The sequence below is a fragment of the Pseudomonas sp. 21LCFQ010 genome, from assembly GCF_024129905.1.
Lineage (GTDB): Bacteria > Pseudomonadota > Gammaproteobacteria > Pseudomonadales > Pseudomonadaceae > Aquipseudomonas.
This window is the reverse complement of the sequence record NZ_JAMYDZ010000007.1, coordinates 126,637-141,665: the sequence shown is the minus strand read 5'-3', so window position 1 is coordinate 141,665 and position 15,029 is coordinate 126,637. Positions and strand designations below refer to the sequence as shown.

At 61.7% G+C, this 15,029-nt stretch carries 11 protein-coding genes; 5 read left to right on the top strand and 6 right to left on the bottom strand.

Features of this window, described 5'->3' with window-relative positions; all coding sequences use genetic code 11:
- Positions 1-26 precede the first annotated feature (26 nt).
- From NJC38_RS11045 to NJC38_RS11030, 4 genes are all read left to right on the top strand, one after another.
- Positions 27-1,583, top strand: coding sequence for an HDOD domain-containing protein (locus NJC38_RS11045; RefSeq protein ID WP_253114532.1), 1,557 nt, complete (start codon positions 27-29; stop codon positions 1,581-1,583).
- A 100-nt stretch (positions 1,584-1,683) separates the two neighbouring features.
- Positions 1,684-2,499: a rhodanese-like domain-containing protein gene (locus NJC38_RS11040; protein WP_045486804.1), complete on the top strand. Its 816-nt coding sequence runs from the start codon at positions 1,684-1,686 to the stop codon at positions 2,497-2,499.
- Positions 2,500-2,541: 42 nt separating this feature from the next.
- On the top strand, positions 2,542-3,411 hold the full coding sequence (asd, locus tag NJC38_RS11035; RefSeq protein WP_231906582.1) for an archaetidylserine decarboxylase: 870 nt from the start codon (positions 2,542-2,544) through the stop codon (positions 3,409-3,411).
- A 259-nt stretch (positions 3,412-3,670) separates the two neighbouring features.
- Positions 3,671-5,449, top strand: coding sequence for a molecular chaperone (locus NJC38_RS11030; RefSeq protein WP_253114518.1), 1,779 nt, complete (start codon positions 3,671-3,673; stop codon positions 5,447-5,449).
- A gap of 67 nt (positions 5,450-5,516) precedes the next feature.
- Here the strand turns inward: NJC38_RS11030 and serB are convergent, their stop codons facing one another.
- Positions 5,517-6,731 carry a phosphoserine phosphatase SerB gene (gene serB, locus NJC38_RS11025; RefSeq protein WP_045486800.1) on the bottom strand — a complete coding sequence of 405 codons (1,215 nt, stop codon included), beginning with the start codon at positions 6,729-6,731 and terminating at the stop codon, positions 5,517-5,519.
- A gap of 134 nt (positions 6,732-6,865) precedes the next feature.
- On the opposite strand from serB, the gene NJC38_RS11020 reads away from it, so the two are divergent.
- Positions 6,866-8,389 carry a histidine kinase gene (locus tag NJC38_RS11020; RefSeq protein WP_253114513.1) on the top strand — a complete coding sequence of 508 codons (1,524 nt, stop codon included), beginning with the start codon at positions 6,866-6,868 and terminating at the stop codon, positions 8,387-8,389.
- Positions 8,390-8,449: 60 nt separating this feature from the next.
- On the opposite strand, the gene NJC38_RS11015 is transcribed toward NJC38_RS11020, so the two are convergent.
- From NJC38_RS11015 to parE, 5 genes are all read right to left on the bottom strand, one after another.
- Positions 8,450-9,151: a membrane integrity-associated transporter subunit PqiC gene (locus NJC38_RS11015; protein ID WP_045486795.1), complete on the bottom strand. Its 702-nt coding sequence runs from the start codon at positions 9,149-9,151 to the stop codon at positions 8,450-8,452.
- A 179-nt stretch (positions 9,152-9,330) separates the two neighbouring features.
- Positions 9,331-11,586, bottom strand: coding sequence for a DNA topoisomerase IV subunit A (parC, locus tag NJC38_RS11010; RefSeq protein WP_045486792.1), 2,256 nt, complete (start codon positions 11,584-11,586; stop codon positions 9,331-9,333).
- A 10-nt stretch (positions 11,587-11,596) separates the two neighbouring features.
- Positions 11,597-12,130 (bottom strand): TIGR02281 family clan AA aspartic protease, encoded by a 534-nt coding sequence (locus NJC38_RS11005; RefSeq protein WP_253114749.1) that lies wholly within the window; start codon positions 12,128-12,130, stop codon positions 11,597-11,599.
- Positions 12,115-13,074, bottom strand: a complete 960-nt coding sequence (locus NJC38_RS11000) for an esterase-like activity of phytase family protein (protein WP_253114510.1) — start codon at positions 13,072-13,074, stop codon at positions 12,115-12,117. Before NJC38_RS11000 ends, NJC38_RS11005 begins: the two co-directional genes overlap by 16 nt.
- The gene (gene parE / locus NJC38_RS10995; protein WP_045486783.1) at positions 13,071-14,975 is read right to left on the bottom strand and encodes a DNA topoisomerase IV subunit B; all 1,905 of its coding nucleotides are present in this window, start codon (positions 14,973-14,975) and stop codon (positions 13,071-13,073) included. Before parE ends, NJC38_RS11000 begins: the two co-directional genes overlap by 4 nt.
- Between the last annotated feature and the right edge of the window lie 54 nt (positions 14,976-15,029).

The window sequence follows — 15,029 nt, the reverse complement described above, 5'->3', positions numbered from 1 at the left end:
CGATCTCAGCCGCACAGGCCTTCCGTATGCCGATAGCCAGCACATCGCACCTCCCACGCCCCAAGACACTTGAAGCCTGGGTCAAACAACTGGATGATCTTGCCCTGCCCGTTGCACAGGCCAATCACGCCCGTGTGCGCGCCGCACTGAACGACAGCCGTCGTTCGTTGCGTGATATTGCCGACATGATGCAAGACAGCCCGGCGCTGGTGCTGAGCGTGCTGCGCGAGGCCAACCAGCACAGCCATGGCATCACAGAGCCGGCCGAGAGTCTTGAAGTGGCGCTCAATCGCCTGGGCCTGGCCCGCACCGAAGTGCTGCTTAATCGCCTGCCGGCCAAACAGGCGCAGGAAGTCCCCCAGGCTTACCGTCAACTGATTCTGATCAGCCAGCATGCCACCCAACAGGCCAATGGCCTGTTCGCCAGCCGTCTGGCGCGGCTCTGGCAGGATATTCATCTGGGCAGCCTGCTGTTCCTCGCACCGCTCTGGCCACTGGCGCTGGCCCACCCCAAGCTGCTGGAAGAATGGGAACTGCGGGTCATTCATAAAGGCGAATCAAGCCGCACGGTCGAGCTTGAATTGTTCGGCGTCAAGCTGCTGGACTTGTGCCAGGCACTGGCCACGGTCTGGCGCCTGCCGGTCTGGGTCACGCGTGGCTATACCGTACTGATCAAAGAGCGCCGCGAATGGGTCAAGGCGCTGCGTATCGCCAGGGAAAATCACGACCCGCTGCAACAGCAGCGCGACATGGATGCCAACGCCGATCTGCAACGCTGGTTCAACCAGCCAGCCAATACGGTATTGATGGGTAATGGCCTGGCGCTGGCCGCACAGCAGGCCTGGAACAGCCCGCACTGCCTGCGCTGGGAACTGCTGAGCAGTCTGTACCTGCAACAGTCAATGGACCAGACCCAGCAACAGGTACACCAGAACGCTGCCAGCAGCGCTCGCCAGCATGCGGCGGACGATCTTTGGCATCCCGCCCAGGCGCTGCTGTGGCCGTGGGATTTTCGGCGCATCAGCAATGGCCATGAACCCGCTGCCGCACCTTCTGCCGATGACCTGCAACGCTGGCGCAAACTGTGCGCCGACATGCTGGTCGAGCCCTCCCCGTTCAACAACGCCATGCACCTGATCAGCACCGCCCGCGATGCGCTGGTGGCGAGCGGCATGCAGCGGGTCATGCTGCTGATGCCGGACAAGAACACTGGCCTGCTGCGCGTGCATCAACTGGCCGGCCTGGGTGCGGAAAATGCCGCATTACAGTTTCAGATCAAAGACAGCAAGGTACTGGAACGACTGCTGGCCCAGCCGACCCAACTGCGTCTTACACCGGCCAACCACGCACAGTTCGCAGCCTTGCTGCCGCCGGCCTTCAAGACCCTGTTCAAGGGCCAGCACTTACTGATCCGCTCGCTGAGCTGCAACGGCAAAGTGCTGATCCTGGCGATTGCCGACCAAGGTGGCAGCCCGATGTCGGAGATCACCGTACAGGCATTCGCCAAGACGGCGCAGTGTGTGGAACGTGCCCTGGTCAACTTTACCCAGCTCAAAAGCACCGGCCGGGCGAAACCTGTGTGATCGCTGGCGGGGCTGACAGGTTCAGACTGTCTTATCGGCGTGCAGGCCTTTCCGGCTCTGGGCTACAATCCACGCCTTTGCTCATGAAGGGAGGCTGGAAATGTCCGTGTTTAACGACTTGCCACTGGTTATTGAAGCCAGTGACCTGCAGCCTCGCCTGGAGGCGCCGGAGCTGATCCTTGTCGATCTGACCAATCAGGCCCGCTATGACGCAGGACACATTCCCGGCGCCTGCTTCATCGAGCCCAAGCGCACCCAGCTGGGCCAGCCTCCCGCTCCGGGCCTTGCGCCTGCGCTGAGCGATCTGGAGCGCCTGTTCGGCGAACTGGGGCACCGCAGCGATGCGGTATACGTGGTCTACGACGATGAAGGCGGTGGCTGGGCCGGGCGGTTTATCTGGCTGCTGGACGTCATCGGCCACTCCCGCTACCACTACCTCAATGGCGGACTGCTGGCCTGGGAGGCCGCCGGGCTACCGCTGTCCAGTGAAGCATCGCCCACCCGCCACAGCGCAGTGAGCCTGAGCCTGCAAAGCGCGCCCACCGCCACCCGCGAATACCTGCAGAGCCGCCTGGGTGCTGCCGATCTTGCGATCTGGGATGCCCGCGGGCCCGAGGAATTTACCGGCAGCAAAGTGCTGGCGGCCAAAGGCGGACACATTCCCGGCGCGATCAACTTCGAGTGGACCGCTGGCATGGACAAAGAGCGTCAGCTGCGCATTCGTACCGATCTGCGCCAGACCCTGGAAGCACTGGGTATCACCCCGGACAAGGAAATCATCACCCACTGCCAGAGCCATCGCCGCTCAGGCTTTACCTATCTGGCCGCCAAAGCACTGGGCTACCCGCGAGTCAAGGCCTATGCCGGCTCCTGGAGCGAATGGGGCAACCACCCCGACACGCCTGTGGAGCAATGAACCTACGGCCTGCCCCGCGCAGGCCCCATCAAGCTGTTAGGAATATCAATGAAAGAGCGTCTGTTTATCCTGAGCCAGTACCTGCTGCCCCACCACCTGCTGTCACGCCTGGCTGGCTGTGTGGCCGAATGCAAGGTGAGCTGGTTCAAGAACGCATTCACCGCCTGGTTCGCCCGCCGCTATCAGGTAGACATGTCTCAGGCCCAGGTCGAAGACCTGACGGCCTATGAAAACTTCAACGCGTTTTTCACACGCGCACTGAAACCCGATGCTCGCCCTCTGGACGACACCCCCGGGGCAATCCTGTGCCCGGCCGACGGCGCCATCAGCCAGTTGGGTCCGATCGAACAAGGCCGGATTTTCCAGGCCAAGGGCCACAGTTTCAGCGTGCTGGAGCTGCTTGGCGGCGATCCGCTGCTGTCTGCGCCGTTCATGGGCGGTCAGTTCGCCACCGTCTATCTGTCGCCCAAGGATTACCATCGCGTTCATATGCCACTGGCCGGCACCCTGCGCGAGATGGTCTATGTGCCAGGGCGCATTTTCTCGGTCAACCAGACCACCGCCGAAAACGTACCTGAGCTGTTCGCCCGTAACGAGCGGGTAGTCTGCGTATTCGATACCGAACGCGGCCCGATGGCAGTAGTGCTGGTCGGCGCGATGATCGTAGCGTCGGTAGAAACTGTCTGGGCAGGCTTGGTCACGCCACCCAAGCGCCAGCTCAAGAGCGTGCGCTACGACGAAGCGGCACGGGCGCCAATCCAGCTGGAAAAAGGCGCCGAAATGGGCCGTTTCAAGCTGGGCTCCACAGCCATCGTACTGTTCGGCCCTGAGCAGGTGAAATGGGCCGAAACCCTGACGGCCGGCTCAGCGGTACGCATGGGCCAGGCTCTGGGTCGCGCCGACCAGGCGTGATCGTGGCTGCCGGCCAGGATCGTGCCTGGCCGACAGCGGTGTCCATGCAACCTATTGCGGCGGGATTAATCATAAGGTCATGGCCCTGTGCCAGATTAAGCTGCGGGCGCAGGCCGATGCTGTTAAAGTCGACCCATCGGTGTTGTAGGACACTTCGCAGTCTATTGATATTGCCCAGCGCTCTCCCCCTCGACGCATTGGCACCTTATCAATCTGACGCCACCGTTCAGGCCATCAACACGAGGGAGTTGCCTGTCACATGAGTAATATGAGCTTTCCGCTGCTGTTGCGCGTTTCTGCGCCGACTCAGTCGAGCCTGACATTCTGTGAAGCCAACCCCCGCGACCTGAAACGCTGGATCTCGACCCTGCCCAAGGCAAACCTGGGCGAAATGGCCCGCCAGCTGTATCAGGGCTTGAGCGAACTCAACCAGTTGCTGACCTCCAGCGATAACCGCCTGCTGCTGCTCGAAGAGCTGCGTCCGGAGGTCTATTTCGTCTGCAAGCACCTGGAGCGCCACTTCCTCAACCAGGCCATCGTTCTGGACGAGCGCCCGCGCAAGGTCGCCAACCTGTGCCAGGCGCTGCAGAACCACCTGGCCACCGGCTACAAGCTGATTATCAACAGCATCGCGCCGCGCTACACGCGCGAAAACAGCACGCTGCTGACCACCGCGCTGCAACGTGCTGCACATTGCCTGAGCGGCCCGCTGATTCGCGCCAGCCAGCTGTATTGCCCGGTGCAGGACGGGCTGTGGCTTGAGCTGCACCAGATCTATCAGATCGCCCGCCAGTATCAGTTGCACCAGATGCCGGTCAACGAGCCACAGGCCGTCCATGTTCGCAAGTTGAGCATTGAGCAGACCTACATCATCTCGCTGATGATGGGCAGCTCACGCTGCAACCAGATGCGCCAGCTCAATATTGGCAAGCTGGGCGAAGTGCTTGAGGCCTGGAGCAGCATGGTCAAACTGCAGGCAGCCAACGAACCAGGCACGTTGTTCGCCCTGGATCCAGCCGCCGACAAGCCGCCGCTGTATCGCACCCTGTTCGATGAGCAGCTGTTGCCGCGCCTGCTGGGTATCAACCCGCTGGCCCTGGCCGTGACCCTGGAGCAGTATTTGGAGCTGCCCGCCGAACAACGCTCGCAATCCGGCCTGAGCGTACCGCCGGGCGTCAGCACAGACCTGATCCAGCATCTGGCAGCCGCCTGGGGTGATGTCGCCGAGCGCACCTTCCAGCGCATGGCCGGGCACGGCACGCTGAAGATCTGCATCGGCATGAGCGCCCTGCATTACTACCTGGCCGGCAAGAAGTCGTTCAGCGAACTGCTGCAGTTGCCCGCCGTGATCCAGGCCGCCGACTTCACCCTCAAGGTCGCCAATGAGAACAGTGACGACCCATGGTCGCAGGCGTTTGATGCCCACCGTGGCGGCACCTCGTCGACTTTGCTGCCGTTCGAGGAAATCGAATACCCGCAGGTCGACGCCGACCATGACCCCGGCAACGCGCAACACGACTTTCCGATGTTCGAGCTAAGCATCGTCAATCACAGCCCGGGGGGTTATTGCCTGGCCTGGCACAAAGAAGTGCCAACTCAACTGCAAGCCGGTGAGCTGGTCGGCATTCAGGACGAAAGCGCGCAAAACTGGAGTATCGCCATCGTGCGCTGGGTACGCCAGGTACGCAGCGGCGGTACCCAGATGGGGATTGAACTGATCGCTCCATTTGCCCAGCCATGCGGCATGCAATTGATCCGTGAAGAGCAGAACAGCCAGTACCTGCGCAGCCTGATGCTGCCGGAGGTGCGCGCCATGAGCAAACCACCCTTGATGCTGGCGCCACGTCTGCCATTCAAGGAAGACAGCAAAGTACTGATCAACATCAATGGCGAAGAAAAGCGCGCAGCGCTTAAAACCCGGCATATTGCTAGCGCCAGCTACAACCAGTTTGAATATCAGGTCTTCGAGGCGCCGAAATCAGCGGCGCCCGAGAAAAAGATCGGGGAAGAGTTCGAATCGTTGTGGGGCAGCCTGTAGGCGCTGCTTCAGCAGCGAAGATCGCTCAGCCACCTTCGCCGCCAAAGCCCTTGACCTCAAGCCCGCCTCAGTTACGCCCTTCGCGGTCGCGCAAGCCCAGCAGGTAGAGAACCCCATCCAGCCCCAGGGTCGAGATGGCCTGTTTGGCCGATTGTTTGACCAGCGGTTTGGCACGAAATGCCACGCCCAGACCGGCAATGGCCAACATCGGCAGGTCGTTGGCACCGTCGCCCACGGCGATGGTCTGCTCCAGGCTCAAGCCTTCCTTGTGCGCCAGCTCGCGCAGCAGGTCAGCCTTGCGCTGCGCATCGACGACAGGCTCGACGGCCACACCGGTGACCCGGCCATCCTCAACTTGCAGTTCGTTGGCAAATACATAGTCGATGCCAAGCTTTTCCTGCAATTGACGGGCAAAGTAGGTAAAGCCGCCCGACAGAATCGCGGTTTTGTAGCCCAGCCGTTTGAGTTCCGCGAACAGCGTTTCGGCACCCTCGGTCAGACGCAGCGAAGCGCCGATTTCGTCGAGCACGCTGACATCCAGGCCTTTGAGCAGCGCCAGACGCTCTTTGAAACTGGCGCGAAAATCCAGTTCGCCGCGCATGGCCCGCTCGGTGATTTCCGAAACCTGCTCACCCACGCCGGCGGCTTTGGCCAGTTCGTCGATGACTTCGGCTTCGATCAGGGTCGAGTCCATGTCGAACACGGCCAGGCGCCGATTACGCCGGAACAGCGAGTCTTGCTGGAACGCGATGTCGACATTCAGCGCCTGAGCAACACTGAGAAACTCGGCCTGCATGGCCTTGAGGTCCGCCGGTTCGCCGCGCACCGAAAACTCGATGCAACCCTTGCCCTGATCCGCCGGGGTGTCGAGCGGCATACGCCCGGACAAACGGTCGATATGGTCAATATTGAGCCCGTAGCGGGCGGTAATCGAGCTGACACACTGCAACTGCTCGGCCGTGACCTTGCGGGTCAGCAGGGTCACGATGTGCCGCGCCTTGCCCTGGCCTTCAACCCAACGCTGGTAGTCCTGTTCCGACACGGCAGTGAAGCGCACCTGCTGGTCGAGCTTGTAGGCGGTGAACAACACGTCCTTGAGGACCGATGAGCCTTCGTCGGTGCCCGGGATTTCGACCAGAATGCCAAACGACAGAGTGTCATGGATCACAGCCTGACCAATATCGAGAATGTTCACGCCACCCTGGGCGAGGACGCCGGTAATGGCCGCAGTGAGACCGGGACGGTCTTCACCAGTAATGTTGATCAGGACGATTTCGCGCAAGGCGCACCCCCGCAGGTGGAAAAAAACCGCATTCTACCCGCTTTCAGTGACCATCGGGCACAGCCAGCGCTTTGCCACGTCTGGGCCGCTCGCTATACTGCGCGGCAACTTCATTATCGAAAGAGCCGCGCTCAGTGAACCGGCCCACGCCTATCAAGACCGATAACTTCTTCCTGTTGATCTTCCGTGCCCTGCGTCATCGCCGCGTACCGATCGCCCTGCGTATTGCCAGCCACAACGTGATTCTCGTGGCTCTGGCACTGGTGATCTATGCCGGCGTGATGGGCTTGCAGTTCAAACAGGCCATGCACGAGCAGGCAGACGCGCTGGGGCAGTCGCTGACCATCCAGACAGCCAGCTCGGCGACCGAACTGCTGGTGTCCAACGACATCCTCAGCCTCAACGTGCTGCTCGGCAATCTGGTGAAAAACCCGCTGGTGGCCCACGCGGCGATCTACAGCGTCGACAACCGCATCCTCGCCGAAGCCGGGCAACGCCCGAAAAACAGCCTGCTGGGTGAAACCCAGGGGCTGTACGAGATCAAGATCACCTTCCAGGACGTCATGGCCGGGCATCTGCGGATCAGCCTGGACATGTCGCAGTTCCAGCAGCCGATGACCATCAGCCTGCAGAGCATGGGCATCCTGGCCGGCATCCTGCTTGCGTTGGCGCTGGCCCTGAGCCTGCGCCTGGGTCGGCATATCTCGACCCCGCTGCTGCAACTGCGCCTGTGGCTAAGGGATATCGACCCCTACACCCCAGGCACCGAGCGCCAGGATGAGGTGGGCGATCTGGCCCGCCAGCTACGCACCTCGTTCGCCCCACCGATACCAGAGCCTGAGCCGATCCCTGAGCCCGAACTGTTCGACGAAGATCTCGAAGAGCACGACGAGCCCGAGCCGCGCAGCCAGGTTGCCGAACCGGCCCGGCCGCGCCTGCCAGTCGCTGCTGCGCCGCGACGTGTGGTGGCCGAGGAAGACCTCGAAGACGAAGAAGACCCGTTCGCCGACCTGCGCGACAACTCCACTCCCGTCGCCCGCCCGGTCGCGTCCCTGCCAGTACCTGCCGCAGCGCCCAGCGAGCCGCAGTACAGCGCAATTCTTGCCGTGCAACTGGGCGGCCAGGACCAACTTCGCCGCCTGCCCAAAGCACGGCTGACCGACCTGCTGCAGCGCTATCGCGACTGCCTGGACCAGGCCACGTCACTGTATGACGGCGAGCTGCACACCTTGAACGACGGCAGCACGCTCATGCTGTTCCACACCCAGACCAGCGGCGAGGATTACCTCACCAATGCAATCTGCTGTGGCGAGCTGCTGCGCGCCCTGAGCCATGCCCTGCAGATCGAAGTCGCCGACAGCGGCATCACCCTGCAACTGCAACTGGGCCTGACCCTGAGTGACGGGGTGGCTGGCCTGAGCCAGATCGACCTGCTGCTGACCGACAAGGCGCAAGACGCTCTGGCCCTGTCGCAACACAGCCGCAACCTGCTGCTGGTCGAGCGCTCGGTAAACGATGACGAACTGCTGCGCCAGCGCGCACGCATCCGGCCGATCGCCAGCCCCGAAGGCGCCTGCTGTGTCGAACGGCTGATGGAGCCCTACCCGTCGATGCTCGAACGCCAACTGGCGCGCATGCACGACGCGCACAAGGTCTGATTAAGGTCTGATTGCAGAGATAAAAAAACCGCGCCAGGCGCGGTTTTTTTATGCGTGTCTTTAGAAACGGAACACCTCAAGATCAGTTCGAATGGGCGATGCCATTGGAATCTTGGGCTTTTCAGGCTGCGGCTTGGCACGCACCACCGGCGCAGTTTTCTTGGGTTCCTCAACCGGCGCCCAGGAAATCGGCTTGATGGCGGTGCTGACCTGATCGGCCAGACGCTGCAGCAGAATGCCCTGCGCCTTGACCTGCGAAGCCGTTGTCCCTGTGTGGACCTCTTCGAGGTGCACCAGGCGGCTGTCGCGGACATTGCCCTTGCGGTCGAGCAGGCGCCACTGCGCATCGAGAATCGCCGGCTGCTTGCTACCGGAGTCCAGACGGGTGATGGACAACAGCACCTGTACGTCCGGCGTGAAGTTGGCAACCGTGGGCGACAACACCACCCGCTGACTGTCGAGCTTCCAGGAAATCTGGCGCAGCAGCAGTTGATCGATATCCGAAGACAGGTTACCGGCCCAGCGTCCATCGGCGGCCGCGGTCAGCGTGCCATCAGGCTGACGTTGCAGCAGGGTTTCGCGTTGCAGGTAGTCGGCAATCGAAACCGGCCCCAGCAATACTGCCAGCCCAGCGGCCTGCTTGGGCTGGCCTGGCTCACCGCTGTCGAGCTGGTAGAGCGCAGCCGGTTGATGCACGCTGCACCCGGCAAGGCCGAGCACACCCGTCACCAACAAAATCATGGGAAGGCGTAGAAGATTCATCGTCCCGTCCAACCTGCGTTCGGCAGGTCAAAAATTGAATACGCATCAGGGTCATGCAGGCATTGAGCCACGCCTGCTCCTGAAGACCCCATATCATCCGTGAATATTCGCTGTGACTCCAGCGATTATGCGGCGATCTTCATGGCAGAACGAAGATCGCTGACCGCAAACGATCATTCTCAGCCGTTTTCCACCAATAAGGCGTCTACCCGCTGGAAACCGCGTGGCAGTTTATTACCGCGCCGTCCACGCTCGCCCTTGTAGTGTTCCAGATCATCGGCCTTGAGCGACAGTGTACGCTTGCCGGCTTGCAGCACCAGCGTTGCGCCTGACGGCACGACGGCCAGATCGGTGACATATTCTTCACGGCTGGCCACCCGGTCACCCGGCACACCGATGATCTTGTTGCCCTTGCCCTTACCCAACTGCGGCAGATCGTTGATGCGAAACACCAGCAGGCGACCCTCGGTAGTCACTGCCGCCAGCCAGTGATTTTCGCGGTCGAGCACCGGACGCGGAGCAATCACCTTCGAGCCGGCCGGCAGGGTCAACAGCGCCTTGCCGGCCTTGTTCTTGGCCTGCAGGTCTTCACCCTTGACCACAAATCCGTAACCGGCGTCGGACGCGATCACATACAGCGCATCGTCATCGGGCAACAGCACGCAATCGAAGGTCGCACCGGGTGGCGGCTGCAGCTTGCCGGTCAACGGTTCGCCCTGGCCCCTGGCCGATGGCAAGGTATGCGCGGCCACCGAATAACTGCGGCCGGTGGAATCAATGAACACCGCAAACTGATTGGAGCGCCCTATCGCTGCGGTTTTGAAACCATCGCCGGCTTTATAAGAGAGCCCGGTCGCGTCGATGTCGTGGCCCTTGGCGCAACGTACCCAGCCCTTTTCCGACAGCACCACAGTGACCGGCTCGGTAGGCATCAGCTCGTTTTCCGACAGCGCCTTGGCTTCGGCACGCTCGACAATCGGCGAACGGCGGTCGTCACCATAGGTTTCGGCATCGGCAATCAGCTCAGCACGCACCAGTTTGCGCAGTTTGGTGTCGCTGCCCAGCAATGCCTTAAGCTTGGCCTGCTCTTTGAGCAATGCATCCTGCTCGCCGCGCAGCTTCATTTCTTCGAGCCGCGCCAATTGCCGCAAGCGCGTGTCGAGAATGTAGTCGGCCTGGATTTCCGACAGGTCGAAACGGGCAATCAGGTCAGCCTTGGGCTGATCCGAGGTGCGGATGATGTGAATGACCTCATCGAGGTTCAGATACGCCGTCAGCAAACCGTCCAACAGGTGCAGGCGATGCTCGACCTTGTCCAGACGGTACTGCAGGCGGCGGCGCACGGTGGCGATGCGAAACATCAGCCACTCATTAAGCAACACCTTGAGGTTCTTGAGCTGCGGCTTACCGTCCAGGCCAATGATATTGACGTTGACCCGGTAGCTGGACTCAAGATCGGTGGTGGCGAACAGATGCTGCATCAGTTCGGCGGCGTCGACCCGGTTGGAGCGCGGAATGATCACGATCCGGCACGGGTTTTCATGGTCCGACTCATCGCGCAGGTCGGCCACCATGGGCAGCTTCTTGGCCTGCATCTGTGCAGCGATCTGCTCCAGCACCTTGGCACCCGACACCTGGTGCGGCAGCGCCGTGACCACAATGTCGCCATCCTCGACCCGGTACACCGCGCGCATGCGCACCGAGCCCTTGCCGGTTTCGTAAATCTTCAGCAGGTCAGCCCGTGGCGTGACAATTTCCGCCTCGGTCGGGTAGTCCGGGCCCGGAATGTGTTCGCAAAGCTGCTCGACCGTGGCTTTGGGATCGTCGAGCAAATGCACGCATGCACTGGCGACCTCACGCAGGTTGTGCGGCGGCACGTCAGTCGCCATGCCCACGGCAATACCCGTGGTGCCATTGAGCAGGATATTCGGCAAACGGGCCGGCAACACCGCGGGTTCTTCAAGGGTGCCATCGAAGTTCGGCACCCAGTCAGCGGTCCCCTGGCCCAGCTCGCTGAGCAACACTTCGGAATACCGCGACAGCCGGGCTTCGGTATAACGCATGGCCGCAAACGACTTCGGATCGTCCGGTGCGCCCCAGTTACCCTGGCCATCGACCAGCGTATAGCGGTAGCTGAACGGCTGAGCCATCAACACCATGGCCTCGTAACAGGCCGAGTCACCATGCGGATGGAACTTGCCGAGCACGTCGCCGACCGTACGCGCCGATTTCTTGTGCTTGGCGTCGGCGCCCAGGCCCAGTTCGCTCATCGCATAGACAATGCGCCGCTGTACCGGCTTGAGACCATCACCGATATGCGGCAGGGCACGGTCCATGATCACGTACATGGAATAGTTGAGGTAGGCCTGTTCGGTGAAGTCAGCCAGGGACCGGCGTTCTACGCCATCGAGACTGAGGTCAAGGGAGTCGCTCATGCGGGCCTCATCATTGGGTCGTCTGGCGCAGCAGCAAGGTGCCGCTGCGCTGGGTAAATTCAAGTTGTTTCATGGCGCTCATACCGAGCAGGATTTCTCTGCCTTCAAGGCTTGGCGTCACCAGGGCACGAACATCGTGCAGGACGATCTGGCCCAGTTGCAGACGCTCGACGCGGGTCCGAAACCCCTGGACCCGGCCGTTGGCGGTATTGACCGTGACCGGTACACCGCGCTCCAGGCCCAGTTCGTCGGCCACCTCGGCCGGTATCGCCACATCGGTGGCGCCGGTGTCGATCATGAATGCGACCGGGCGACCGTTGAGCTGCGCTGTCCCGACAAAATGCCCCTGACGGTTACCTGCCAGACGCACCTCGACATAGCCATCGCCCTGCTCAGAAAGCATTTCGCTGTTGGGATTATGCTGCCGGTCTTCCCACTCACCAAAAAAACGGGTGGCCAGGAACAGGCCTGCTATCCAGGCAAGCATCATCAGGACCTTGCCGGCCCGCCGGCCTGGGGGTGACTGGCTCATGGCGCGCTCCAGCCACCGGTCGGGGCGGCGAAGCGCCATACCACCGGCCGCTTTTCGCCATCGGCACGTGCACCAAAGTTGTTATCGGTGCCGATCCAGGCGCCGCTCTCATCAACCACCAGCGCCTCGGTCAGACCATAGGGTTGCTCATAGCGCCGGTGCGGCTTTTTCGCCTCGGCACCGAATGACCAGCAACGTTCAAGCTCGCCGTCTTGCAGGCTGCGCCGGCAGACCCGGTACACCGAGCGCTCAAGGGTGAACAGCTTGCCGTTGTACAGCGCCAGGTCGGAAAAGTCCGGAAAAGCACTGCCCTTCGGCGCGGCCTGATCCACTTCGGCATACAGCACGCAACTGCCGGTGCACCGCCATTGCCCGTCTTGCTGATCCACTCGCAACAGCCCGCGCTGTTCGCGCTCGGCGGCCAGCCAGAGCTGTTGCCCGTCGGAGCTCACGGCAATGCCTTCATACAGCGCATTGAAGCGCTGCAACATGCCCTTTTCCCGGGCCTGACGGATCACATCTGCTGGCAGTGGCAGCCAGTTGGCCGCACCTTGCGCGGTGACTTTGAGCACTGCGCCATGGGCCTCGCTGACCACATAGCGGTTGCCTGCCGCGTCGCAACTGATACCTTCATAATCCATTGCACCACCCCGCACCACCGACGACAGGCTGGCCATTGAGCGCAGGCTGGCCGGCAGGTCGCTGTGCGCTGCGGGCACCTCGATGATTTCGGCCTCGGCCTGCCAGACGGGTTGCGAGCGGTCCAGGCGATACAGCACCCGGTCATCGCGGTCCGACACCGCCCACAACTCACCGTTACACAGCGCCAGACCCGACAGGTTACCGCCGGTCATGCCGTCGATCGGATGTTCCGAGACCAGCTTGAGCTGCTCAAGCGGCACCGCGAAAGCAGGTGCCGCCAGCAAGGCCAGAAGGGCGAACCAGGCCGCTCTCAAATCATGACCTCGGCCAGGTTGCCCTTGGTTTCGAGCCAGGACTTACGGTCTGCGGCGCGCTTCTTGGCCAGCAACATGTCCATGATTTCCCGGGTCGTATCGAAGTCGTCCAGGGTCAGCTGTACCAGCCGCCGGGTGTTCGGGTCCATGGTGGTTTCACGCAGCTGCGGCGGGTTCATCTCACCCAGGCCCTTAAATCGGGTGACCTGTGGCTTGCCGCGTTTTTTCTCGGCCACCAGACGGTCGAGAATCCCGTCGCGCTCGGCTTCATCCAGGGCATAGAAGATTTCCTTGCCCAGGTCGATGCGGTACAGCGGCGGCATCGCCACATAGACGTTACCGGCATCCACCAGCGGGCGGAAATGCTGGACGAACAGCGCACACAACAAGGTTGCGATGTGCAGGCCATCGGAGTCGGCGTCGGCCAGGATGCAGATCTTGCCATAACGCAACTGACTGATATCCGTCGAACCCGGATCCACTCCGATCGCCACGGCAATGTTGTGCACTTCCTGGCTGGCCAGGACTTCACCACCATCGACTTCCCAGGTATTGAGGATCTTGCCGCGCAACGGCAGGATCGCCTGGAACTCCTTGTCTCGCGCCTGCTTGGCCGAACCACCGGCCGAATCACCCTCGACCAGGAACAGTTCGGAACGGGCCGGGTCCTGGCCTGCGCAATCAGCCAGCTTACCGGGCAGCGCCGGCCCCTGGGTAATGCGTTTGCGCTCGACCTTCTTGCTGGCTTTCAGGCGCCGACCGGCATTGCTGATCGCCAGCTCCGCCAGTTGCATGCCAAGGTCCGAGTGGGTGTTCAGCCACAGGCTGAACGCATCCTTGACCACCCCGGAAACAAAGGCTGCGGCCTCACGGGATGACAGACGTTCTTTGGTTTGCCCGGAGAATTGCGGCTCCTGCATCTTGGTCGAAAGCACAAAGGCAATCCGCTCCCAGACGTCTTCCGGAGCCAGTTTCACACCACGCGGCAGCAGGCTGCGGAATTCACAGAACTCGCGCATGGCATCGAGCAAGCCCTGACGCAAGCCGTTGACGTGGGTGCCGCCCTGCGCGGTCGGAATCAGGTTGACGTAGCTTTCCTGGAGGCTGTCGCCGCCTTCAGGCAGCCATAACAGCGCCCAGTCCACCGCCTCCTTGTTACCGGCAAAACTGCCGCAGAAGGGTTCTTCCGGCAGACGCAGGAAGTCGTTGACCGAGTCCTGCAGGTAGGAGCGCAGGCCATCTTCGTAGTGCCACTCGACCTTCTCGCCGTTGGACTTGTCTTCGAAACTCACCAACAGGCCAGGGCACAATACAGCCTTGGCCTTGAGCACATGCTTGAGACGGCTGACGGAAAACTTCGGGCTGTCGAAATACTTCGGGTCCGGGCTGAAATACACGCTGGTGCCGGTATTGCGCTTGCCCACGGTGCCGACCACTTCCAGCTCCGAGGCTTTGAAGCCGTCGGCGAAGCTCATCTGGTATTCGTTGCCGTCACGCTTGACCTTGACCCGCACCTGGGTCGACAGCGCGTTGACCACCGAGATGCCCACCCCGTGCAAACCGCCGGAGAACTGGTAGTTCTTGTTGGAGAACTTGCCGCCGGCATGCAGCTTGGTGAGGATCAGCTCGACACCTGACACCCCCTCTTCGGGGTGGATATCCACCGGCATGCCGCGACCGTCGTCGCTGACTTCAAGCGAGTTGTCAGCGTGCAGAATCACTTGCACCGAACGGGCGTGACCGGCCAGGGCTTCGTCGACACTGTTGTCGATGACCTCCTGGGCCAGGTGGTTGGGCCGCGAGGTGTCGGTGTACATGCCCGGACGTTTGCGAACCGGGTCGAGGCCCGAGAGGACTTCGATGGCATCGGCGTTATAAGAGCTAGCGCTGGGAGTGGCCATGGGTTCTCGTCATCAATGGTTCATGAAATGTTGCATATTTGCATGCGCGCCTTT